Annotated in this window: 24 protein-coding genes; 16 read left to right on the top strand and 8 right to left on the bottom strand. The window is 71.7% G+C overall.

The window, feature by feature from the left end:
- The first annotated feature begins 1 nt into the window (after position 1).
- From J2X46_RS07595 to J2X46_RS07560, 8 genes are read left to right on the top strand one after another with little or no spacing between them, the layout of a single operon-like run.
- Positions 2 to 880: an ABC transporter permease gene (locus J2X46_RS07595; protein ID WP_310248796.1), complete on the top strand. Its 879-nt coding sequence runs from the start codon at positions 2 to 4 to the stop codon at positions 878 to 880.
- On the top strand, positions 880 to 1713 hold the full coding sequence (locus J2X46_RS07590; protein WP_310248793.1) for an ABC transporter permease: 834 nt from the start codon (positions 880 to 882) through the stop codon (positions 1711 to 1713). The genes J2X46_RS07595 and J2X46_RS07590 overlap by 1 nt, the downstream gene beginning before the upstream one ends.
- Positions 1710 to 2789 (top strand): ABC transporter ATP-binding protein, encoded by a 1080-nt coding sequence (locus tag J2X46_RS07585; RefSeq protein WP_310248791.1) that lies wholly within the window; start codon positions 1710 to 1712, stop codon positions 2787 to 2789. Before J2X46_RS07590 ends, J2X46_RS07585 begins: the two co-directional genes overlap by 4 nt.
- Positions 2786 to 4132 (top strand): NAD(P)/FAD-dependent oxidoreductase, encoded by a 1347-nt coding sequence (locus J2X46_RS07580; protein ID WP_310248789.1) that lies wholly within the window; start codon positions 2786 to 2788, stop codon positions 4130 to 4132. Before J2X46_RS07585 ends, J2X46_RS07580 begins: the two co-directional genes overlap by 4 nt.
- Positions 4117 to 5271, top strand: coding sequence for an acyl-CoA dehydrogenase family protein (locus J2X46_RS07575; protein WP_310248786.1), 1155 nt, complete (start codon positions 4117 to 4119; stop codon positions 5269 to 5271). Before J2X46_RS07580 ends, J2X46_RS07575 begins: the two co-directional genes overlap by 16 nt.
- A gap of 13 nt (positions 5272 to 5284) precedes the next feature.
- Positions 5285 to 6070 carry a carnitinyl-CoA dehydratase gene (locus J2X46_RS07570; protein WP_310248785.1) on the top strand — a complete coding sequence of 262 codons (786 nt, stop codon included), beginning with the start codon at positions 5285 to 5287 and terminating at the stop codon, positions 6068 to 6070.
- Positions 6071 to 6092: 22 nt separating this feature from the next.
- Positions 6093 to 7496, top strand: a complete 1404-nt coding sequence (locus J2X46_RS07565; RefSeq protein ID WP_310248782.1) for a class II fumarate hydratase — start codon at positions 6093 to 6095, stop codon at positions 7494 to 7496.
- Between the two features lie 42 nt (positions 7497 to 7538).
- A complete protein-coding gene (locus J2X46_RS07560; RefSeq protein WP_310248779.1) occupies positions 7539 to 8129 on the top strand; it encodes a DUF4396 domain-containing protein in 591 nt (196 codons plus the stop codon).
- Positions 8130 to 8330: 201 nt separating this feature from the next.
- On the opposite strand, the gene J2X46_RS07555 is transcribed toward J2X46_RS07560, so the two are convergent.
- The 3 genes from J2X46_RS07555 to J2X46_RS07545 form a co-directional block, all read right to left on the bottom strand.
- Positions 8331 to 8996 (bottom strand): lytic transglycosylase domain-containing protein, encoded by a 666-nt coding sequence (locus J2X46_RS07555; RefSeq protein WP_310248776.1) that lies wholly within the window; start codon positions 8994 to 8996, stop codon positions 8331 to 8333.
- A gap of 346 nt (positions 8997 to 9342) precedes the next feature.
- Positions 9343 to 10686 carry a PhoH family protein gene (locus tag J2X46_RS07550; protein ID WP_310248773.1) on the bottom strand — a complete coding sequence of 448 codons (1344 nt, stop codon included), beginning with the start codon at positions 10684 to 10686 and terminating at the stop codon, positions 9343 to 9345.
- A 207-nt stretch (positions 10687 to 10893) separates the two neighbouring features.
- The gene (locus tag J2X46_RS07545; protein ID WP_310248770.1) at positions 10894 to 11673 is read right to left on the bottom strand and encodes an isoprenyl transferase; all 780 of its coding nucleotides are present in this window, start codon (positions 11671 to 11673) and stop codon (positions 10894 to 10896) included.
- A gap of 106 nt (positions 11674 to 11779) precedes the next feature.
- Here J2X46_RS07545 and J2X46_RS07540 point away from each other — a divergent pair, with 106 nt between their 5' ends.
- Positions 11780 to 12505 (top strand): hemolysin III family protein, encoded by a 726-nt coding sequence (locus tag J2X46_RS07540; RefSeq protein ID WP_310248767.1) that lies wholly within the window; start codon positions 11780 to 11782, stop codon positions 12503 to 12505.
- A 177-nt stretch (positions 12506 to 12682) separates the two neighbouring features.
- Positions 12683 to 13060, top strand: a complete 378-nt coding sequence (locus J2X46_RS07535) for a hypothetical protein (RefSeq protein ID WP_310248766.1) — start codon at positions 12683 to 12685, stop codon at positions 13058 to 13060.
- A 48-nt stretch (positions 13061 to 13108) separates the two neighbouring features.
- Here J2X46_RS07535 and J2X46_RS07530 read toward each other — a convergent pair whose 3' ends face one another.
- Positions 13109 to 13534 (bottom strand): hypothetical protein, encoded by a 426-nt coding sequence (locus J2X46_RS07530; protein WP_310248764.1) that lies wholly within the window; start codon positions 13532 to 13534, stop codon positions 13109 to 13111.
- 167 nt (positions 13535 to 13701) lie between these two features.
- Between J2X46_RS07530 and J2X46_RS07525 the strand changes: the two genes are divergently transcribed.
- From J2X46_RS07525 to J2X46_RS07515, 3 genes are all read left to right on the top strand, one after another.
- On the top strand, positions 13702 to 14631 hold the full coding sequence (locus tag J2X46_RS07525) for a glycosyltransferase (protein ID WP_310248761.1): 930 nt from the start codon (positions 13702 to 13704) through the stop codon (positions 14629 to 14631).
- 225 nt (positions 14632 to 14856) lie between these two features.
- Positions 14857 to 15861: a YihY/virulence factor BrkB family protein gene (locus tag J2X46_RS07520; protein WP_310248759.1), complete on the top strand. Its 1005-nt coding sequence runs from the start codon at positions 14857 to 14859 to the stop codon at positions 15859 to 15861.
- Complete coding sequence (locus tag J2X46_RS07515) at positions 15858 to 17018, top strand: phospholipase D-like domain-containing protein (RefSeq protein ID WP_310248757.1); 1161 nt, start codon at positions 15858 to 15860, stop codon at positions 17016 to 17018. Before J2X46_RS07520 ends, J2X46_RS07515 begins: the two co-directional genes overlap by 4 nt.
- Here the strand turns inward: J2X46_RS07515 and J2X46_RS07510 are convergent.
- The 4 genes from J2X46_RS07510 to J2X46_RS07495 are packed head-to-tail and all read right to left on the bottom strand — an operon-like array spanning position 17015 to position 19441.
- Positions 17015 to 17650, bottom strand: coding sequence for an HAD family phosphatase (locus tag J2X46_RS07510; protein ID WP_310248754.1), 636 nt, complete (start codon positions 17648 to 17650; stop codon positions 17015 to 17017). The genes J2X46_RS07515 and J2X46_RS07510 overlap by 4 nt on opposite strands.
- Positions 17647 to 18105, bottom strand: coding sequence for a PTS glucose transporter subunit IIA (locus tag J2X46_RS07505; protein WP_310248752.1), 459 nt, complete (start codon positions 18103 to 18105; stop codon positions 17647 to 17649). Before J2X46_RS07505 ends, J2X46_RS07510 begins: the two co-directional genes overlap by 4 nt.
- The gene (locus tag J2X46_RS07500; RefSeq protein ID WP_056908300.1) at positions 18102 to 18335 is read right to left on the bottom strand and encodes a glucose PTS transporter subunit EIIB; all 234 of its coding nucleotides are present in this window, start codon (positions 18333 to 18335) and stop codon (positions 18102 to 18104) included. Before J2X46_RS07500 ends, J2X46_RS07505 begins: the two co-directional genes overlap by 4 nt.
- Before the next feature lie 35 nt (positions 18336 to 18370).
- On the bottom strand, positions 18371 to 19441 hold the full coding sequence (locus J2X46_RS07495) for an SIS domain-containing protein (RefSeq protein ID WP_310248748.1): 1071 nt from the start codon (positions 19439 to 19441) through the stop codon (positions 18371 to 18373).
- A 97-nt stretch (positions 19442 to 19538) separates the two neighbouring features.
- Between J2X46_RS07495 and J2X46_RS07490 the strand changes: the two genes are divergently transcribed.
- From J2X46_RS07490 to nagA, 3 genes are read left to right on the top strand one after another with little or no spacing between them, the layout of a single operon-like run.
- The gene (locus tag J2X46_RS07490) at positions 19539 to 20330 is read left to right on the top strand and encodes a GntR family transcriptional regulator (protein WP_310248745.1); all 792 of its coding nucleotides are present in this window, start codon (positions 19539 to 19541) and stop codon (positions 20328 to 20330) included.
- The gene (locus tag J2X46_RS07485) at positions 20327 to 21595 is read left to right on the top strand and encodes a PTS transporter subunit EIIC (RefSeq protein ID WP_310248743.1); all 1269 of its coding nucleotides are present in this window, start codon (positions 20327 to 20329) and stop codon (positions 21593 to 21595) included. Before J2X46_RS07490 ends, J2X46_RS07485 begins: the two co-directional genes overlap by 4 nt.
- Complete coding sequence (gene nagA, locus J2X46_RS07480) at positions 21592 to 22728, top strand: N-acetylglucosamine-6-phosphate deacetylase (RefSeq protein WP_310248740.1); 1137 nt, start codon at positions 21592 to 21594, stop codon at positions 22726 to 22728. Before J2X46_RS07485 ends, nagA begins: the two co-directional genes overlap by 4 nt.
- The last annotated feature ends 3 nt before the right edge of the window (positions 22729 to 22731 follow it).

The raw sequence follows: 22731 nt of genomic DNA, 5'->3' as shown, positions 1-22731 counted from the left end.
CATGACGACCGTCGAGGACACCGGGACCCGACGGTCCGCCCAGCGCACGTCGCTGTGGGGCTGGCTCCTCGCCCTGCCCACCGCGTGGATGGTGACGTTCTTCGTCTCCAGCATGGCGATCATCGTGCTGCTGTCCTTCGGCCGCACCACCAACGACGGCTACCCGGCCTTCGCCCTGAGCACGGCGAACTACCGCGCGATCTGGAACGAGGTCTACCTCGAGCTCCTCGTCCGCTCGCTGCTCTACGCCCTCGCAACGGTCGTGATCTCGGCGCTGATCGCCTACCCCGTGGCGTACGCCATCGCCCTCCACGGCGGCCGCTACAAGAACGCGCTGATCGCGGCGATCGTCGTGCCGTTCTTCGCCAGCTACCTCGTGCGGATGTACGCCTGGAAGGCGCTGCTGTCCGACGACGGCCTCGTCAACAGCGGCCTGCGGGCGAGCGGGCTCAGCGACGGAGTGACCTTCCTCAACACCCCGTGGGCCGTCATCGGCGGGCTCGTCTACGGCTTCGTGGTCTTCATGATCCTGCCGGTCTACGCCTCGCTCGAGCGGCTCGACACCTCGCTCATCGAGGCCGGCCGGGACCTCTACCACGGCCCGTTCCGCACGTTCGTCGGCGTGACGCTGCCCGCGACGCGGGCCGGGTTGTACGGCGGCGCGCTGCTGGTGTTCCTGCCCGCGCTCGGCGACTTCGTCAGCGCGCAGCTGCTGGGCGGCGCCAACACGTACATGATGGGCAACCTCGTGCAGCAGCAGTTCGCCGAGGGCCAGAACTGGCCGCTGGGCTCTGCGCTGACCGTCGGCATGATGGTCGCGCTGACGGTCCTGATGGTCGCCTATCTCCGCGCCACCTCGACCCGGGGCGGTGAGCGCTGATGGCCCGCCGTCGCCGGCTCGAGCGGAAGCCGCTGCTGGCAGTGGTGATCACGGCCGTCTTCTTCGCCTGGCTCTACCTGCCGATCCTCGCGGTCGCGCTGTTCAGCCTCAACGACAAGAAGTCGCTCTCGTCGTTCTCCGGCTTCAGCCTGCGCTGGTACGACGACCTGGCCCACAACGCCGCGCTGCTCGACTCCCTCGTCGCCAGCCTCACGATCGCCAGCATCGCGACGGTCGGCTCGGTGGTGCTCGGGACGATGCTCGCGCTCGGCCTCGAGCGGGTCCGCTCGCGCCGCGGCAGGGTCATCGGGGCGATCACCCTGCTCCCGCTCGTCACGCCCGAGATCGTCACCGGCGTCGCCGCGCTGCTGCTCTTCACCGGCATCGGCATGAAGCTGTCGATGACCACGGTGGTCCTGGCCGAGATCACGTTCTCCATCGCCTACGTCACGGTGATCGTGCGGGGCCGCCTGGCCGGCATCGCACTGGAGGTCGAGGAGGCCGCCCGCGACCTCGGCTGCACGCCCGCCCAGGCCGTGCGCCTGGTCATCCTCCCGATGCTGGTCCCCGCCCTGCTCGGCGCGGCCCTCCTCGTCTTCGCCCTGGTCTTCGACGACTTCGTGCTCGCGTTCTTCACGACCGGGGTCGACCCGCAGCCGCTGCCGGTCCGCGTCTACTCCTCGATCCGCTTCGGCGTCTCCCCCGCGATCAACGCCATCGGCACGCTGATGCTGCTCGCGTCGGCGCTCCTGATCGTGGCCGCCCTGACCCTCCCGCGGCTCTTCGGCCGCGGCTCGTCCAGCCTGGACCTGATCACCGGAGGCCACCGATGACCACACCTCCCGCGACGCCGTCGGTCTCGCTCCGCGGCCTCACCAAGGTCTTCGGCGGCTCGACCGTCGTGGACCACCTCGACCTCGACATCGCGAGCGGCGAGTTCTTCTCCCTGCTCGGGCCGTCGGGCTGCGGCAAGACCACCACCCTGCGGATGATCGCCGGCTTCAGCGACCCCACGTCGGGCACCATCCTGGTCGGCGGCGACGACGTCACCGCCACTCCCCCGCACCAGCGCGACGTCAACACGGTGTTCCAGAGCTATGCGCTCTTCGAGCACCTCGACGTGCGCCGCAACGTCGGCTTCGGCCTGCGTCGCAAGGGCATCGACCGCCGCACGATCGATGCGCGCGTGGCCCGGATGCTCGAGCTGGTCGAGCTCGGGGACCGGGCCGCGGAGCGACCCAGCCGGCTCTCCGGCGGTCAGCGGCAGCGCGTCGCGCTGGCGCGGGCGCTGATCAACGAGCCCAAGGTGCTGCTGCTCGACGAGCCACTGGCCGCGCTCGACCTCAAGCTGCGTCACGCGATGCAGGCCGAGCTGAAGGCGATCCAGCGCGAGGTCGGCATCACCTTCCTCTTCGTCACCCACGACCAGGACGAGGCGCTCAGCATGAGCGACCGCGTGGCCATCATGAACAACGGCGTCATCGAGCAGTGCGGCACACCCGAGGACGTCTACGAGCACCCGACGTCGGTCTTCGCCGCCGGCTTCATCGGCACCAGCAACCTGATGAGCGGCACCTGGTCCGATGGATGCGTCCAGGTCTGCCCGACCATCGCGGTCCCGGCCCCCGGCCACCAGGGCTCCGCCCAGGGCGACGCCGTCAGCGTGACCGTGCGACCCGAGAAGATCTGGCTCACCGACCTCGGCCCCGAGATGTACCGCGTGCCCGGCACGATCGTGGCGACCAGCTACCACGGCGCCACCACGCACTACACGGTCTCGATCGCGCCCGACCTCACCCTCACCGTGCTCGAGCAGAACCTCCCCCGGATGCGCGCCGAGGACCGGTGGGCCGCCGGCGACCGGGTCGAGGTGGGCTGGCTGCCCGAGCACACGGTGGTGCTCAGGTGAGCCCCGACGTGGTCGTCGTCGGCGCCGGCCTGGCCGGGTTGTCGTGTGCCCGCGACCTCGAGGCGGGCGGCGCGACGGTGACCGTCCTGGAGGCCCGGCCGCGCGCGGGCGGTCGCGTGGAGCAGGTCGAGCTGCCCGACGGCCGCCGCGTCCAGCTCGGCGGCGAGGTGGTCGGCAACGCCCACACCAGCTACCTCGGGCTCGTCGACGAGCTCGGGCTGACGCTCACGGCGTCCTACGTCGCGGAGCCCGGCGAGATCACCCGCCAGGTGCCCGGGTCGGTGGACGTCGGAGCGTGGCCGTCGTGGTGCACCGACGCGGACAGGGCGTCGTACGACGCGGTGGAGGCGGCGCTCGCCCGCGTCCTGGCCACCATCGATCCGGCCGATCCGTGGGCGTGCCCGGACCTGGCGCGGCTCGACCGGCTCAGCCTGGGCGACTGGCTGCGTGAGGTCGGCGCGACGCCGAACGTGCTCCGCCTCTTCGAGCTCGTCCACCTGAGCCTCGCCGACGGGTCGATCGAGCGGCAGAGCCTGTTCGCCTATGCGCGCAAGACCGTCGTCGGCGGCACGACCGGCAGCTACGACGTCGAGCAGTGGGAGAACCTGCGCGTCGCCGAGGGCTCGGCCACCGTCGCGCTCACCATGGCCGCCGGCCTGCGCGACCTGCGGCTGTCGACCCCCGTCCGCCGGATCAGCGTCAGCACGCGCGGCGCCACCCTGACGACGTACGACGACGAGGTGCTGCGCGCGGACGCCGTGGTCCTCGCCGTCCCCGCGGGCCCGGCGCGCGACCTCGAGATCGACGGCGTGAGCGATGCCCGCCTGACGTCGCTGCGCCGGCAGCGGCACGCACTGGCGGCCAAGTTCGTCGCGGCCTACGACGAGCCGTTCTGGCGCGAGCGCGGCCAGAACGGCCTGTCGGAGAGCGAGGGCGTGCTCGGGTCGACCTGGCCGCAGCAGCACGGCGTCCTGTCGGCCCTCGTGCCACCGGAGCGCTACGCCGCGTTCGCGGCCTCCGACCCCGACACCCGCACGCGCGAGGCGCTCGCCCAGGTCGCCGAGCTCTTCGGGCCCGAGGCGACGACGCCGCAGCAGACGTGGACACGGCTGTGGGGCACCGACCCCTGGACCCAGGGCTACGTCACCAACTGGCGTCCCGGCGACGTGGTCGCGGTCGGTCCCCTGCACGGCACCCACGAGCCGCCGTTCTACGTCTGCGGCTCCGACCAGTGGGTCGCGGGCTACATGGAGGGCGCCGTCCGCACCGGCCGCTCGACGGCGACGGCAGTGCTCGCCGGCACGCGCTCGACGAAGGAGGAGCAGACATGGACTTCGGCCTGACCGACGAGCAGCGCAGCATCGTCGAGGTGACCCGCGCCTTCGTCGAGCGCGAGCTGTATCCGCACGAGGAGGAGGTCGAGCGCACCGGCGTCGTACGACCCGAGCTCGTCGCGCAGATCCGGGCGAAGGCGATCGCCGCGGGGCTCTATGCCGCCAACATGCCCGAGGAGGTCGGCGGCGCCGGCCTCGACACCGTCACGTGGGTGCTCTACGAGAAGGAGCTCGGCAAGGCGAGCTACGCCCTGCACTACACCGGGGTCGCCCGGCCGTCGAACATCCTGCTCGCCGGCACCGAGGCCCAGAAGGAGCGCTACCTCCTGCCCTGCGTGCGCGGCGAGCGCGTCGACTGCCTGGCGATGACGGAGCCCGAGGCGGGCTCCGACATGCGAGGCATGCGGTGCCGCGCGACCCGCGACGGCGAGGGCTGGCGCATCAACGGCACCAAGCACTTCATCAGCCACGCCGACGAGGCCGACTTCGTGATCCTGGTGGCCGTCACCGGCACCGACGACCGCGGTCGCCACGAGATGTCGACGTTCCTGGTCGACCTCGACACCCCCGGCGTCGCGGTGCACGACGGCTACCGCAACGTCTCGCACCGCGGCTACCACAACTCGATCCTCGACTTCGACGGCGCGTGGGTGCCCGCCAACGCGCTCCTCGGCGAGGAGGGCAAGGGCTTCGAGCTCGCCGGGACGTGGCTGGGCTCGACCCGGCTCCAGGTCGCGGCCGCGTGCCTCGGCCGCGCCGAGCGCGCGCTGGAGCTCTCGACGGCCCACGCCGCGAGCCGCCACCAGTTCGGCCAGCCCATCGGCCGCTTCCAGGGCGTCGGGTTCAAGCTCGCCGACATGGCGACCGAGCTGCGCGCGGCCGAGCAGCTGACCCTCTTCACCGCGTGGAAGTACGACCAGGGCACCGCCACCGACGCCGACATCGCGATGGCCAAGCTCAAGGCCACCGAGATGCTGCAGATGGTGGCCGACGAGGCCATCCAGATCCACGGCGGCATGGGCCTGATGGACGAGCTGCCCCTCGAGCGGATCTGGCGCGACGCCCGCATCGAGCGGATCTGGGACGGCACGTCGGAGATCCAGCGCCACATCATCAGCCGTTCGATGCTGCGACCCCTGGGAGCCTGAGATGGAGCCTGAGATGACCGACGTCCTGCACCTGGTCCGCGAGGACGGCGTCCTGGAGGTCACCCTCGACCGCCCCAAGGCCAACGCCATCGACCTGGCCACGAGCCGGGCGATGGGGCAGGTCTTCGCCGACTTCCGCGACGACCCCGACCTGCGGGTGGCCATCGTGCGCACGGCGGGCGAGAAGTTCTTCTGCGCCGGCTGGGACCTCAAGGCCGCGGCCGACGGGGACGCCGTCGACGGCGACTACGGCGTGGGTGGCTTCGGCGGGCTGCAGGAGCTGCCCGACCTCAACAAGCCGGTGATCGCCGCCGTGCACGGCCTGGCCATGGGCGGTGGCTTCGAGCTCGCGCTCTCGTGCGACCTGGTCTACGCCTCGGAGTCGACCCAGTTCGGCCTCCCCGAGATCAACGCCGGCACCCTCGCCGACGCCGCGACGATCAAGCTGCCGAAGCGGATGCCGTACCACGTCGCGATGGAGCTGCTCCTGACCGGACGCTGGATGGGTGCGGCCGAGGCGGCGCGCTGGGGGGTGGTCAACGAGGTGCTGGCCGACGACGAGGCCGTCCGGGCGCGAGCGTGGGAGACCGCCCGGCTGCTCGCATCCGGCCCGCCGCTCGTGTTCGCCGCGATCAAGGAGACCGCCCGGGTCGCGGAGTCGCTGCGCTTCCAGGAGGCGATGGACCTCGTCACCACGAGCAGCCTGCCGACCGTCGAGACGCTCTACTCCTCCGAGGACGGGCTGGAGGGCTTCAAGGCCTTCGCCGAGAAGCGGAAGCCGGTCTGGAAGGGCCGCTGAACGCTCGCGCTAGGTTCGAGGCATGACCTCCGAGGCTGCAGGGACACGGACCGAGCACGACTCGATGGGCGAGGTCGAGGTGCCTCGCGACGCCCTCTGGCGGGCGCAGACGCAGCGCGCGGTCGAGAACTTCCCGATCAGCGGGCTGACCCTGCAGCCACGCCACGTCCAGGCGCTCGGGCACGTGAAGGCGGCCGCTGCGACGGCCAACGCCGGGCTCGGCGTGCTCACCCACGAGCAGGCGCAGGCGATCGTCGACGCCGCCGATGCCGTCGTCGCCGGCGACCACGACGGCGAGTTCCCGCTCGACGTCTTCCAGACCGGCTCGGGCACCAGCTCGAACATGAACGCCAACGAGGTCATCGCGACCCTGGCCGCGAAGGCCGGCGTCGAGGTCCACCCCAACGACCACGTCAACGCTTCGCAGAGCAGCAACGACACGTTCCCGACGAGCATCCACGTCGCCGCGACGCTCGCGGTGGTCGACGACCTGCTCCCGGCGCTCGACCGGCTCGCGACGTCGTTCGAGGGCAAGGCGACCGAGTTCGCCCACACCGTGAAGTCGGGGCGCACCCACCTGATGGACGCCACGCCGGTCACGCTGGGCCAGGAGATGGGGGCGTACGCCGCCACCCTCCGCCTCGCCGTCGAGCGGCTCGAGGCGGTCCTCCCCCGGGTCCGCGAGCTCCCTCTCGGCGGCACGGCCGTGGGCACCGGCATCAACACGCCGGCGGCCTTCGCCCAGCGCGCGATCGCCGCGCTGTCGGAGCGGACCGGCCAGCCCTTCACCGAGGCGCGCGACCACTTCGAGGCGCAGGGCACCCGCGACTCGCTGGTGGAGCTGTCGGGCGTGCTCCGCACCCTCGCGGTCGGCCTGACGAAGATCTGCAACGACCTGCGCTGGATGTCGTCCGGCCCGACGACCGGCCTCGCCGAGATCCACCTCCCCGACCTCCAGCCGGGGTCGAGCATCATGCCCGGCAAGGTGAACCCGGTGCTCCCCGAGGCCACGCTGATGGTCTGTGCGCGGGTCGTCGGCAACGACGCGACGATCGCCTGGGCCGGTGCGTCCGGATCGTTCGAGCTCAACGTACAGATGCCGGTGATGGCGCACGCGCTCCTCGAGTCGATCCACGTGCTGTCGACCTCGACGGTCCTGCTCGCCGAGCGGTGCGTGGACGGCATCACCGCCGACGCCGACCGGATGCGGCGCTACGCCGAGTCCTCACCCTCGGTGGTCACGCCGCTCAACGGCCACATCGGCTACGAGCAGGCAGCCAAGGTCGCCAAGAAGGCGCTCGCGGACGGGGCGACCATCCGGGAGACCGTCATCGCGATGGGCTTCGTGGAGCGCGGCGACCTCACCGAGGAGCAGCTCGATTCCGCCCTCGACGTGACGTCGATGACGAAGCCCTCAGCCGACTGACCCCGGTCGACACATATACCCCCTAGGGGTATATTGGCGGGCATGGACCACGGCAGTCACGAGCACCACCAGATGGGCAGCACCAACGCGATGGCCGTCGCGGCCACGCTGCACTGCCTCACCGGCTGCGCGATCGGCGAGATCCTCGGCCTGGTCGTCGGGACGGCGCTGGGCCTGGGCAACCTCGCCACCATCGCGATCGCGATCGCACTGTCGTTCGTCTTCGGCTACACGCTCTCGACCCTGCCGCTGCTGCGGGCCGGGCTCAGCGTCGGCGCAGCGCTCACCGTCGTACTGGCTGCCGACACGCTCTCGATCGCGACGATGGAGGCGGTCGACAACCTCGTGGTGGCGGTCGTGCCGGGTGCGATGGACGCCGGCCTGGTGAACCCGACGTTCTGGCTCTCGATGATGCTGGCGCTCACGGTGGCGTTCTTCGCCGCCTGGCCGGTCAACCGCTACCTGCTCGCCCGCGGCAAGGGCCACGCCCTGACCCACGAGTTCCACGGCGCGACTCCCGTGGGCGCGAGGCGTTTCATCCCCGACCTCGCGACGCCCACGCTCGTGGCGGCGATCACCGCGTTCATGCTGGGCGGGCTGCTGGTGTCGGCGGCCGACGCGCTCCTGCAGTGACAGCAGTTGACAGGGGGAGGCAGTACGCCCGTCCCCCCTGCGGACGAGCGGACCGCATCACCCAACCCTGAGGGCGACAGCGTGCATCCGCGCGGGGCCTCGGCGCGAGGGTTCGGTCGGATCTGACTAGATCGGGCTGGACCAATGGTCCATCGGGTGGTCCACTTGATGGCCCTCTGGGGGCCTCGGCGGCTCAGCCGCTCAGTACCAGCCGTGGCTGGACTTGAAGCTCCAGGCGCTGCAAGGGGTGCCGTAGGAGCCCTGGATGTACTCCAGGCCCCAGCGGATCTGCGACTCGGCCGAGGTCATGTAGTCGGCGGGGAGGTCGTGCATCGACGTCAGCGCCTGCGGGATGCCGTACGCCGACGAGGTCGGGTTGTCGGCGTCGATGCGCCAGCCCGACTCGCTCATGTAGAGGGAGTCGAGGCAGGAGAACTGGTCGGACGAGAAGCCGTAGGCCGGCAGGAGCGCGCGGGCGATGTCGCGCGGGTCGCCCTCGGAGAGCTTCTCGGACTTCGTGACGGCGGCGCCGGAGGAGACCGACAGCGCGGCCTGCTTCTCAGCGGCCTGGCGCACCCGGCGCGCGGAGCGGGACACCGGGGTGCTGGCCTCGCGCTGCTCGAGCTCGGCGGCGCTCATCGTGACATCGCTCGTCGGGGCGCCGGAGCTGGTCTCCGCCACGTCGGCGGACGCCGGCGTCAGGTCGGGGGCCTGGGAGAGCAGGCCGCCGGAGATGCTGATCCCGGTCACGGCAGCAGCCAGACCGGTCAGGGCGATGCCCGAGCGCAGGGCTCGACGGGGAGCCCGCTTGGCCTTGTGCTTGCCGGGGGCGCGGTGGGTGGGGACGTACTTGTCAGACTTCGACACAGGAGCTCACGGGGGGTTGACGACAGGGGTGTGCACGACGCGGGGGACGCACGGACGACCGGCCGATTTCGGGGCGACGGAGCCGGGTCCCCCGACCCAGCTCACGACCAAGATCACGAAACGGTCACGAGCCACCATGCATGAGGCTCCGAGGGCGTGCAAACCGAACGCCCGAATTGACCATGTCCCTTGCGTCACAACCGACCCGTGAGACACATCAACCCCATCAGCCTCGCGAGCCGCGCGTGCCGTCGGCCACATCGCGCTGTAACGCCGGGTTACTGCTTGTACCCACCGTGATGCACGGGGGTGGGTAGTCGCACTAACCCGGCGTTACAGGAGACGGTCAGAGGACGACGTTCTCCAGCATCTCCGTGACGAGCGCGGCGATCGGCGAGCGCTCGGAGCGGGTCAGGGTCACGTGGGCGAAGAGCGGGTGGCCCTTGAGCTTCTCCACGACCGCGACGATGCCGTCGTGGCGACCGACCCGGAGGTTGTCGCGCTGGGCGACGTCGTGGGTCAGCACCACCTTGGAGTTCGCCCCGATCCGGGAGAGCACCGTCAGGAGCACGTTGCGCTCCAGCGACTGGGCCTCGTCGACGATCACGAAGGAGTCGTGCAGGGAGCGGCCGCGGATGTGGGTCAGCGGCAGCACCTCGAGCATGCCGCGGTCCATCACCTCGTCGATGACGTCCTTGCCGGTCAGCGCACCGAGGGTGTCGAAGACGGCCTGCGCCCAGGGCGACATCTTCTCGTTCTCCGAGCCCGGCAAGTAGCCGAGCTCCTGGCCGCCGACGGCGAACAGCGGCCGGAAGACGACGACCTTCTTGTGCTGACGGCGCTCCATCACGGCCTCGAGCCCGGCGCACAGCGCCATCGCCGACTTGCCGGTGCCGGCGCGACCGCCGAGGGAGACGATGCCGACCTCGGGGTCGAGCAGCATCTCCAGGGCGACCCGCTGCTCGGCGGAGCGACCGTGGATGCCGAAGGCATCGCGGTCGCCGCGCACGAGGTGGACCCGCTTGTCGGCACCCACCCGGCCCAGCGCCGTACCCCGCTCGGAGAGCAGGACCAGGCCGTTGTGGCAGGGCAGGTCGCGGGCGTCGGCGAGGTCGATCACGCCGTCCTCGTAGAGCTCGTCGAGGTCGGCGGCCGGCACCTCGAGCTCGGTCATGCCGGTGTAGCCGGTGTCGGAGTCGCTGATGGCCTCGGCGCGGTACTCCTGGGCGTCGAGTCCCACCGCCGACGCCTTGATCCGTAGCGGGAGGTCCTTGGAGACCAGGGTGACCGTGTGGCCCTCGTTGGCGAGGTTGCGGGCGACAGCGAGGATCCGGGTGTCGTTGTCGCCGAGGCGGAAGCCCGACGGCAGCGACTCGGGGTCGGTGTGGTTGAGCTCGACCCGGACCGTGCCGCCCTCGGTGCCGATCGGCACGGGCTCGTCGAGGCGACCGTGCAGGATCCGCAGCTCGTCGAGGGACCGCAGTGCCGAGCGGGCGAAGAAGCCGAGCTCCGGGTGGTGCCGCTTGCCCTCCAGCTCGGTGATCACGACCACCGGCAGCACGACCTCGTGCTCCGCGAAGCGCCTGAGCGCCCCCGGATCGGCGAGGAGGACGCTGGTGTCCAGGACGTACGTGCGACGGTCGGCGCTGGGCGATGCGGAGCTGGGCGATGAGGTCTTGCTGCTGGCCACGACTAACCCCTTGCTTTGGGTCGGCGCGCGCACTCCTCGCCCGGCCCGATGTCATTCAACGGACCGGAGAGCTCCCATCAGAGTGCTCAAGGCTGCCTCCCGGTACGGCAAGCTTCCCCACCTGCCGATGTCGCGAACGTACGCCCGGACTTGCCACGGAATTGGTCGACACGCCCGAACGTGGGGTGAGCAGACGGTAACGATTCGTCAACCGCCGAAGCGGCGCTCGCGGGCGGCGTACGCACGGATCGCACGCAGGAAGTCGACCCGGCGGAAGTCGGGCCACAGCGCCTCGCAGAAGTAGAACTCCGAGTTCGCCGACTGCCACAGCAGGAAGCCGCCGAGGCGCTGCTCGCCGGACGTCCGGATCACCAGGTCGGGGTCGGGCTGGCCCTTGGTGTAGAGGTGCTCGGCGATGTGCTCGACGTCGATCAGGTCGGCGAGCTCCTCCAGCGAGGTGCCCTTGGTGGCGTGGTCGGCGAGCAGGGCGCGTACGGCGTCGGCGATCTCGCGGCGCCCGCCGTAGCCGACGGCCACGTTGACCAGGATGCCGTCGATGTCGCGGGTGGCCTCCTCGGCGGCCTTGAGCCGCTCGGCGGTCTCGGTCGGCAGCAGGTCGAGCGCGCCGACCGGGTGGATGCGCCAGCGTCCGGCCTCGGCGAGCGACTCGACGGCGCCCTCGATGATCTTCAGCAGACCGGTCATCTGCTCGGGCGGCCGGTTGGTGAGGTTGTCGCTGGAGAGCAGCCACAGGGTGACGACCTTGACCCCGACCTCCTCGCACCAGCCGAGGAGCGGGCGGATGTTGTCGGCGCCGGCCTGGTAGCCCTCGGCGGTGTTGAGGCCGACGGCCTTGGCCCACCTGCGGTTGCCGTCGAGCATCACGCCGACGTGCTGCGGGATGCGGTCCTGGGGGAGGAACTTCACGACCCGGGACTCGTACGCCGGGTAGAGCACCCGTCGCACGGCGTCCTTCACGTTGACCACCCGCCGATGGTAACGCCGTGTGATCGGGCACTCGTCGCCAACGGCTGCGCGCGTCACCGAGAGACCGGTACTTTTGGACCATGGTCCATCCCGTGGAGAGCCGCTCGTGACGCCGCGCGACCGCGTCGAGAACGCCGTCGAGCGTGCCGGCGAGCTCATGGCCGACAAGATGGCCGAGGTCAAGCCCAAGCTGCGCGGCTGGCTGCACGCCGGCACCGCACCGCTGGCCCTGGCCGCGGGGATCGTGCTCGTCGCGCTCTCCCCCACCGCCTCCACGCGCATCGGCTCCGCCGCGTTCGCGCTGTCTGCGCTGCTCGTCTTCACCGTCTCCGCGATCTACCACCGCGGCACCTGGTCGCCCCGCACGTGGGCGTTCCTGCGGCGCTTCGACCACGCCAACATCTTCGTGCTGATCGCCGGCACCTACACGCCCTACGCCCTGCTCTTCCTGCACGGCACCGCACGTACGACGCTGCTCGCCGTGGTGTGGGGCGCGGCGATCGCGGGCGTGCTGTTCCGGGTGTTCTGGATCGACGCGCCCCGCTGGCTCTACCTCCCGATGTACCTCGCACTCGGCTGGGCGGCGGTGTTCTTCATCCCGCAGTTCGTCGACGGGGCCGACCGGTTCAGCTCCGGCATCGCCATCGCCACGCTCGTGCTCGTCGCGACCGGAGGCATCCTCTACACGGTCGGCGGCCTGGTCTACGGCCTCAAGCGCCCCAACCCCTCACCCCGCTGGTTCGGCTTCCACGAGGTCTTCCACTCCTTCACGGTCCTCGCCTTCGCCGCGCACTACGTCGGCGTCTCCCTGGCGACGTACTCCCTGCGCTGATTGGCGCTCGCTCCGCTCGCGCGTGCTCGGGTATCTGAGGACGTGGTGAACGTGATCGGGGGCCACGGACGTCCATGCCGTCCTCAGATGTCTGCGTGGTGAGCGGAGTCACGCAACGATCCGCCGCGGCCGGTCGTCGTACTGGGGAAGCCCCCTGTACCCCACCCCCTTCGCGAGATGCCTGCACCTGACGAGACCCCCGACCGCCAGCCCCTCCTCGACCTCAGCCTTCCCCAGCTCGTCGCCGGCGCCACCGCCGCTGCGACGTCGGCGATCCTGATCGGACGCATGGGCATGCTCGGCACCGTGCTCGGCGCGGCCTTGGCCAGCATCGTGTCCGCCGTGGTGACCTCCGGCCTGGTGGGCGGGTGGCACCGCGTCCGCACCGTGCCGAGCCGGTTCCCGCGCAACGTCAACGGCATGGTCATCACCGCCGCGGCGCTCGGGCTCGTGGTGTTCGCGTTCCAGGCCGGCATCCACCTGGTGACCCAGGGCCTGCCGCCGGACACGTTCGCCAGCCGGTGGCTGGCGCAGATCGGCGTCAGCCGAGGCTGACCTCGGGGGCAGCGGCGGCTGCGGGGCCCGCCGTGCTTCCCGGTCGTCTCAGGTGAGGGTGTGGTCGCGGTCCACGCGCGTGCACAGCGACCAGATGATCAGCAGGTTGAAGGCGATGGCCACGATCGACCACCACGGGTACTGCGGGATGAAGAGGAAGTGCGCCATCACGGCGAGGCACCCGATCACGATCCCGCCCGCCACCGCCCACGTGCGGCCAGCCAGGATGGCTGCCCCGATTCCGGCTGCGACGATGCCGAGGACCAGGTGGAACCAGCCCCAGGCGGTGAGGTCGAGGGTGAGGAAGTAGGAGGGCCCCCCGACGTAGATCTCGTCGGCGAGGATGGCGGAGAGGCCCTCCAGGGCCTGCAGCACACCGGACATGACGAGCATGGCTGCGGCGAAGACGCTGATCCCGAACGCCCATGCGAAAGATCGGTCGGACTGGTCCGCCGAGGTGGTCGTGTGTGACATCGCGATCTCCTCCCCCGCGCGGCGGCCCGCGCGGTCGTCGGCACGCCCGACCGGTCGGGCCGTGCGACACGACGCTAGATCCGTTGTCCACCGTCGCGGATCACCTGTTCCGGGCGAACGCGGCACCCGCTGCTCGGCCCGAGGGGACTTCTAGGGTGGGTCCCACCATGCGCCTCCTCATCACCTTCGTCGGCGGTCTCGGCCACCTCGCCCCGCTCCTCCCCGTCGCGCGTGCCGCCCGCGATGCCGGGCACGAGGTCGCGATCGCGGGTTCGGGCGGACTGGTCCCGCGGATCGAGGAGGCGGGGTTCGCCGCCTTCGCCACGAGCCCGCGGCCCCACCACGACCAGACCCCGACGAGCCGGGCGCGCGACCCGCTGGAGGTGATGGACGCCCGGTCGACGGAGGTCGAGTTCGCCGAGAACTTCGCCGACCGCGGTGCCCGGCGGATGGCGGGCGCCGTGCCCGACGTGATCGCGGGCTTCCACCCCGACCTGGTCCTGCGCGACGAGACCGACCTCGGCACGACGATCGCCGCCGAGCGGGCCGACGTGCCGGTCGCCACCCACGTGGTCCTCGCCTCCGGCCTGCTCGTCCGGCCCGAGCTGGTGGCGCCCCGGCTCGACGTCGTACGTGCTGAGCACGGGCTGCCTGCCGACCCCGGCCTGACCCGCCTGACGTCGGGGCTCGTGCTGTCCGACGTCGCGCCCGGCTTCCGCAGCCCCGACGCGCCGCTGCAGGTGGAGCCGCTGCACTACCGGTCCGCCGCCGTCTCCGACGCACGGCAGCACGAGGGCCGTCCCAGCATCTACGTCACGCTCGGCACCATCTTCAACAAGGGGTCGGGCGACCTCTTCGATCGGCTCCTGACCGGGTTGCGCGACCTCGACGCCGACGTCCTGCTGACGATCGGGCGTGAGCTCGACCCCGCCGACCTCGGGGCCCAGCCGCCGCACGTGCGCGTGGAGCGCTTCGTGCCGCAGGGAGACGTCCTGCCCACGGTCGACCTGGTCGTCTCGCACGCCGGGTCGGGCAGCCTGATGGCAGCGCTGGCCCACGGACTCCCCTCGCTGCTGCTCCCGCTCGGCGCCGACTAGCCGCACAACGCGGTCCGGGCAGCCGAGCTCGGCCTGGCGGCGGCCCTCGACGCCGCGACCTGCCGACCCGGTGCGATCACCCAGGCAGCACAGGACGTCCTGGCCGACGCCGCGATGCGCCGGCGGTGCCGGGCCGTCGCCGAGGAGATGCGCGTCCTACCCGACGCCACCGCCGCGGTCGCCGCACTGGAGGAGGCCGCTCGCCAGGCAGCCTAGGGTGCCGCCATGACCACTGCCCGGACCGTGCCCGTGACCACGGAGATGGACGGTGACGAGCTCGACGCGCTCGACGCGTGGCACCTCGCGTGGCAGCACGGCCTGCGGGCGATCGCGGTCGAGTCGTTCGTGCGCTTCCGCTACGGCGACGGCTTCACCAACTCCCGCGCGCTCGCGCTGCAGGCCTGCCTGGCGGTGGTGCCGTTCCTGCTCGCCCTGACCGGACTGGCCTCGGACATCGACGAGGAGCGACCGGCGGCGGTGGTCGCGCACGTCGTCGACTCCCTGTCCCCCGGCGCCGGCGACAGCGACGCGCTCACCTCGGCGGTGGAGAAGTCCGACGAGTCCGAGCGCGCCGGCGAGGTGGCGCTGGTGCTCGGCCTGGGCTTCGCGCTGGTCTCGATGACGACCGCGATGGCGCAGGTCGAGCGCGGCGCGAACCGGATCTACGGCATCCGGCGCGACCGGAAGGCGGTGGCGAAGTACGGGCGAGCGGCGGTCCTCACCGCGATCCTCGCGGTCCCCGTCGGTGTCGGCTTCCTGATGATCGTCGGCGGCGGCGCCTTCGGCGACGCGATGGTCGAGAGCTACGGCTGGTCCGACGGGGCGCTCGACACGTGGAACGTGCTGCGCTGGCCCGCCGGCCTCACCCTGCTCGTGCTCACCATCGCCGTCCTCCTCGACCACGCCCCGCGGCGACGCCAGCCGGCGCTGTCCTGGCTCGCGCTCGGGTCGGGGATCGCGGTGCTCCTCAGTGCGCTCGCCACCGTCGGGCTGGCGGCCTACGTCTCGCTCAGCGGGTCGTTCGGCAGCGTCTACGGCCCGCTGGCCGGCGTCTTCGCGCTGCTCCTCTGGGCCCTGCTCTCGTCGATCGCGTTCTTCTACGGCACCGCGGTGTGTGCGCAGCTCGAGGCCCTGCGCGCCGGCGAGCCGACACCGGCGTACGACGACCCGGGCCGCCCGCACGCGAGGACTGTCGGCGACCGCCCGTCGGAGGACAATGCGGTGTCATGACCATCTTCGCGAGCGGCAAGATCGAGGCCTACGTCGGGCCGACGGAGCTCGGCGCCGCCGACGACCTCGAGACGGTCATCTCCGACTTCATCGCCGGCGCTCGCACGTCGCTCGCAGTCGCGGTGCAGGAGCTGGACAACGCGGTGATCGCGCAGGCGCTCCTCGACGCCAGCTGGCGCGGCGTACGCGTCGAGCTTTTCCTCGAGCAGGACTACCTCCGCTCGCCGCTGGCCGGCACGCCACCGACCCTCCCGGTCCCGAAGGCCGGCGAGACGCCCGAGGACGCGCTGCTGCGGGTGCAGTGGGGCACCGACGAGACCGAGCTCGCCGAGAACCGCCGCATCCTGGCCGCGCTGCTGCGCTCCGACGTGCAGGTGCGCGGTGACTACAACCCGAAGATCTTCCACCAGAAGTTCGCGCTGCGGGACTACGAGGGCACCGCCGTGCCGACCTCCGCACTGCTCTCGGGATCGGCCAACTTCACCGTCACCGACTGCCACCACAACCTCAACCACGTCTTCGTCTTCCGCAACGCCTTCGTGTGCCGGCAGTACGCCACCGAGGTCGAGCAGCTGCGACGCGGCTCCTTCGGCCGCGGCATGCACGGCGACGTGCCGAAGACCTACGACCTCGCCGGGGTGCCGGTGAAGGTGCTCTTCGGGCCCGACCACACGCCCGAGCTCGAGATCATGAAGCAGATGCTCAAGGGCACGAAGGAGATCACCTTCGCGATCTTCACCTTCGCCGGCTCCTCGGGCATCGACGACGCGATGCTCGCGCTCGCGCGCGGCGGGATGAAGATCCGCGGCGTCCTGGATCGCGGCCAGGCCGCTCACGACTGGGCCGCGCCGCCCTGGCTGGTGCACCCCAACATCGAGCTCTTCGTGCCGCGCAAGGACGGGCCCTTCGAGCACCTGCGCAAGCTGCACCACAAGCTGATGGTCATCGACGAGCAGGTCGTGGTGGCCGGCTCCTTCAACTACACCGCGCCCGCCAACGAGTACAACGACGAGAACATCTTCGTGGTCGGCTCGGTCCACGACGAGGTGGAGGGCATCGAGGTCGACCACGACCCGGGTGGGGTCATCGCTCGCCACCTGAAGGCCGAGATCGAGCGGATCATCGACAACAGCGACGTCTGGACGCCGGGCCCCTAGACCAGGCCGAGCAGCGGGCGCAGGTCGTCGTGCACGTCGGTGGCACCGGCTTCGAGCAGGGCCTCGCGCGCGTGGGTGCTGGCGACACCGCGTACGTCGCCCACGCCCGCTCCGAGGGCGGCCAGCACCCCGGCCGGGGAGTCCTCGGCCGCCAGCGCATCGGCGGCGGTGACGCCGAGGCGCTCGCAGGCGAGCGCGTAGCCAGCCGGGTCGGGCTTGCCGGCCGTGACGTCGCGGGCGGTGACCACGACGTCGATCGCCTCCAGCGGCAGCCCGAGGGCGTCGACGACGGAGAGCTCGACCCACGCCGGGCCGGCCGAGGTGACGATCGCGACCGGTACGGCGGCCGCGCGGGCCGCCTCGACGAGCTCGCGGGCCCCGGCGATCGGCTCGGGCGCACCCTCGGGGATGAACGGGATCACCTCGCGGGCCAGCGCGTCGGGGTCCTCCCCCGACCACGGGCCGGGCTCGGTGGCGAAGACGTCCTGGGCCCGCCGACCGGTGAAGATCCCGAGGTCGGGCAGCTCCCAGCCGCGGTGCGCGAACCAGGCGACGTACGACGCCCGGTGCAGCGGCTCGGAGTCGACCAGCGTGCCGTCGAGGTCGAGCAGGAGTGCGGAGATGCCCGTCATGCGGTGGCGAACAGGACGTCGCCGGCGTCGACATGGGCGCCGATCGCATCGCTGGCGACGGAGCCCTTCGGGGCGTCCATCACCACGATCGGCACCACGGTCGAGAGCTCGTGACCCTCGTGGGAGGTCGGGATGCTCGCCGGGTCCCACCGGACCATCTCGTCGCCGGCCGCGACCTGCGATCCCTGGGTCGCGAGCACCTCGAAGCCCGCGCCGCCGAGGCGGACGGTGTTGATGCCGAGGTGCACCAGCACGCCCACGCCGTCGCCGAGCACCACGAAGGCATGGGGCATCACCTTCACGACGGTGCCCGCGATCGGCGAGACGACGGTGGTCGGTCCGGCGTCGGGCTCGATGGCCACGCCGGGGCCGACCATCTCCTCGGCGAAGACCGGGTCGGGCACGTCGGTCATCGCGATGACGCGCCCAGGGCAGGGAGAGAGGACGTCGGTCACATCAGGTCCTCGATGTCGTCGGCCAGGTTGTCGGCCTCGGGGCCGACGACGACCTGGACGACGGTGCCGCTGGCCATCACGCCGTGCGCGCCGGCGGCCTTGAGGGCGGCCTGGTCCACGAGGGAGCCGTCCTTGACCTCGGTGCGCAGACGGGTGATGCAGGCCTCGATCTCGACGACGTTGTCCGCGCCGCCGAGGCCGGCCAGGATCTGCTCTGCCTTGCTGCTCATGGGTGTTCCTCTCGTTCAGTGGATCTGGGTCTGGTTCAGGAGTCGGTGCCGGCGAACTCGGTCGCGGTGACCTTGTTGAGCCCGCGCGGGTTGTCGGGGTCGAGCCCCATGCGGAGCGCCATCTGCTCGATCATCATCTGCGCCGGGACGATGCTGGCAACAGGCTCGACCGTCTCGGGGAGGTCCGGGCCGGCCAGGTGCACGTCGCACAGGCCGGCGAACTCGGGCGTGCCGCCGAGGCCGAGCACGCGGGCGCCGCGGCCCTGGAGGTCGCGGACGAGGTCGGCCATCGGCTCGGCCAGCGGGCCGTGCGCGGAGCCGACCAGCACGGCGAGCAGGCCCTCGCTGACCACCGAGATCGGGCCGTGGCGCAGGTCGGCGTACGAGTAGCCGCGCACCGGGCGCAGGCAGGTCTCCTCCATCTTCAGCGCCGTCTCCAGTGCGGTGCCGAGGAGCAGCCCGCGGCCCGAGACGACGACGCGGTCGGCGGCGGCGAGCGCCTCCGACGCCACGGAGACGTCATGGCCGAGCAGCCCGGTGACCGCGTCGGGCACCCGGGCGAGGTCGCCGGCGACGTCCGCGCCGAGCGCGTCGGCCAGCACGCCCAGCGCGACCAGCTGGGTGAGGTAGGTCTTGGTGGCAGGTACGGCGACCTCCGGACCGGCCTGCGTGACGAGTGGGACGTCGGCCGACTCCGCCAGCGGCGATCCTTCGACGTTGGTCACGCCGACGGTCGCGGCGCCGCAGGAGCGCGCCCACTCCTGGGTCTCGACGATCTCGGTCGTCGACCCGGACTGCGAGACCGAGACGACGACGGTGTCGGAGAGGTCGAGCCGGGCGCGGTAGTGGGTGGCGACGCTGGGCGCAGCCAGCGAGGCCGGGACGCCGGCGGCGACCTCGAGCAGGTAGCGGCCGTAGATCGCGGCGTTGTCGCTCGACCCGCGGGCCACCAGCAGCACGCGGCGGCGGTCGGCGAAGAGGCCGCGGAGGCGGTCGCGCTCGGGCAGCAGGTGGTCGAGGGTGCGGCGCGCGGCCTCGGGCTGCTCGGCGATCTCGGAGGCCATCCGGGTGTGGTGCCCGGTGGGGGTGGTGGGGGTGGTGCTCATCGCGGTCCTTGACAGGGTCGGGGCGCTGGGGTCATGCTCTCCCAACTGGTACGTACCAGACCGTACCAATCAAACCTGCAGACGTCGAGAGGACGAGATGACCCGCAGGATCGACGACGGCCCCCGGCCCAAGCACGCGCAGCTCAGCGACGTGCTGGCCGAGCTGGCCGTGCGCGAGCTCGGTCCCGACGTCGCGATCCCCTCCGAGCGCGAGCTGATGACGACGTACGACGTCTCGCGCGCCACGGTCCGCAAGGCCATCGACAACCTCGTCGCCGGCGGCCTGCTGCACCGCATCCAGGGCAAGGGCACCTTCGTCGCCCGGCCCCGCGTCGAGAGCCGCCTGCACCTGGCGTCGTTCTCCCAGGACATGCTGCGCCGCGGACTCACCCCCTCCACCCGGCTGCTGCGCGTCGACGAGGAGCGCCCGCCCGCCGAGGTCGCCAAGGCGCTGCGCCTCGGTGCGCGCGGCACCGCCTGGCGCATCGACCGGATCCGGCTCGCCGACAACCAGCCGATGGCCATCGAGCAGGGCTGGTACCCGAAGTCGCTGCTCCCCGACCTCGACGCCGAGGACCTCTCCGGCTCGCTCTACACGCTCTTCGACGTGCGCTACGACCTCGTCATCGACGCAGCCGAGCAGACGCTGTGGGGCGAGGCCGCCGAGGGCGCGACCGCCCGCCGGCTCGAGGCCCCCGTCCACACCCCGCTCCTCGTTTTCCGCCGCGTCTCCAGCGCCGCCGGACGCCCCCTGGAGTACGTCGTCTCGCGCTACCGCGGCGACCGCTACCAGGTCCAGATGACTCTCGGCCCCACCGCAACACCCACCACCACCACCACCTCAACCCCCACCCGCACAACCAGCTCCACCAGAAGGGATCCATCGTGACGACCCAGGACGCCGCCTCGGGCGGTACCACCTCCACTGGCACGGAGAAGCGCAGGTTCAACCTCGCGCCCGTCCAGAAGTTCGGGCGCAGCCTCATGCTCCCGATCGCCGCCCTCCCCGTCGCAGCGCTCCTGCTGCGCCTCGGCCAGCCCGACCTGCTCGGCGCCGACGGTCTCGGTTGGACCGACGTCGCGGCCGTCATCGGCGCGGCCGGCGGTGCGATCTTCGACAACCTGCCCCTGCTGTTCGCGCTGGGCGTGGCGATCGGCATGGCCAAGAAGGCCGACGGCTCGACCGCACTGGCCGCCGTTGTCGGCTACCTCGTCTTCAAGGGCGTGGGCGAGGCCATGTCGCCGACCATCCTCGGCCTCCCCGAGGGCGATGCCGAGCAGCAGCTGATCAACTACGGCGTCCTCGGTGGCATCGTGTCCGGCCTCGTCGCAGCCTGGCTCTGGCAGCGCTACCACCGGATCTCCCTGCCGCCCTACCTCGCCTTCTTCGGCGGCCGCCGCTTCGTCCCGATCATCACCGCCATCACGATGATGCTCATCGCCGTCGCCACCAGCTTCCTCTACAAGGGCTTCGACGCCGGCCTCACCTCGCTCGGCGACTGGGTCACCTCCAACGACGTGACCGGCGGCTTCGTCTACGGCACCCTCAACCGCCTGCTGATCCCGCTCGGCCTGCACCACATCCTCAACTCCGGGCCGTGGTTCCTCATCGGCTCCTACGAGGACGCGTCGGGCGCGGTGTGGACGGGCGACATCGCCCGCTTCCTGCACGGCGACCCCACGGCGGGCGCGTTCATGACCGGCTTCTTCCCGATCATGATGTTCGCGCTGCCGGCTGCGGCGCTCGCGATCTGGCACGAGGCCAAGCCCGCCACCAAGAAGGCCGTCGGCGGCATCATGCTGTCCGCCGCGCTGACCTCGTTCCTCACCGGCGTCACCGAGCCGCTCGAGTTCGCGTTCATGTTCGTGGCGTGGCCGCTCTACGTCATCCACGCCGTGCTCACCGGCACGTCGCTGGCCCTGGTCAACGCGCTCGGCATCAAGGACGGCTTCGGCTTCTCCGCCGGCCTGTTCGACTACGCCCTCAACTTCAACATCGCGACGAAGCCGTTGCTGATCATCCCGATCGGCCTGGCCTACGCGGCGCTCTACTACTTCCTCTTCCGGTTCGTGATCAGGAAGTGGAACCTCAAGACGCCCGGTCGCGAGGAGGAGGGCGAGGAGTCCCTCGTCGAGGCGGACACCACCGCGTGAGCGTCCTCCTCACGGCTGCCCAGGTGGTCACCCCGGCGCGGATCCTCGCGCCGGGGTGGCTGCTCCTGGACGGCGACCGCATCACCGAGGTCGGCGAGGGCGCACCGCCTCGCGCGGCCGACCTCGACCTCGGCGACGTCACCGTCTCGCCGGGGTTCGTCGACCTCCACGTCCACGGCGGCGGCGGCGCCTCCTTCGACACCGGTACGGCGGACGCCGCCGGGGTCGTGGCCGACACCCATCTCTCCCACGGCACCACGTCGATGGCGGCCAGCCTGGTCACCGACACCCGCGAGCGGATGGCGGCCGCGGTCCGCGAGCTCGCCCTGCTCGTGCAGGACGGCCGGCTCGCCGGCGTACACCTCGAGGGGCCGTGGCTGAGCCCGCGCCGCTCCGGCGCCCACCAGCCCGGGTCGCTGAGCGACCCCGACCCCGCCTCGGTCGAGGCGCTCCTCGACGCCGGCGACGGCGCGGTCCGGATGGTCACCCTCGCGCCCGAGCTGGCCGGGGGCACAGACGCCGTACGCCTCCTCGCCGAGCGTGGCGTCGTCGCGGCGATCGGCCACACCGACGCGACGTACGACGAGGCCTGCGCGGCGATCGACTCCGGCGCCCGGCTCGGCACCCACCTCTTCAACGCGATGCGCCCGCTGCACCACCGCGACCCCGGCCCGGTCGGCGCGCTGCTCGACTCCCCCGTCGACGTCGAGCTGATCGCCGACGGCGTCCACCTGCACCCCGCGGTGCTGCGCACCGTCTTCGCCGCGAAGCCGGGCCGGTGCATCCTCGTCACCGACGCGATGGCCGCCGCCGGTGCGCCCGACGGCGACTACGAGCTCGGCCCGATGGCGATCGAGGTGCGCGAGGGCGTGGCCAGGCTCGCCGACGGCACCGGCACCGGCGCGATCGCCGGCTCGACCCTCACCATGGCCGCCGCCGTCCGCTTCGCAGCGCGCGAGGCTGGGCTGCCGCTGCTCGACGTCGTGCACGCGGCCAGCACCGCACCTGCCGCCGCGTGGGGCCTCGAGGATGTTGGCGCACTCGAGGCCGGCCGCCGGGCAGACCTGGTCGTGCTCGACGACCGGCTCGAGGTCGTGCGGGTGATGCGCGCGGGGACCTGGGTCACCGCCTGACGG

It is taken from the genome of Nocardioides sp. BE266, assembly GCF_031457855.1.
Lineage (GTDB): Bacteria > Actinomycetota > Actinomycetes > Propionibacteriales > Nocardioidaceae > Nocardioides.
This window is presented reverse-complemented; position numbering and strand designations above follow the sequence as displayed.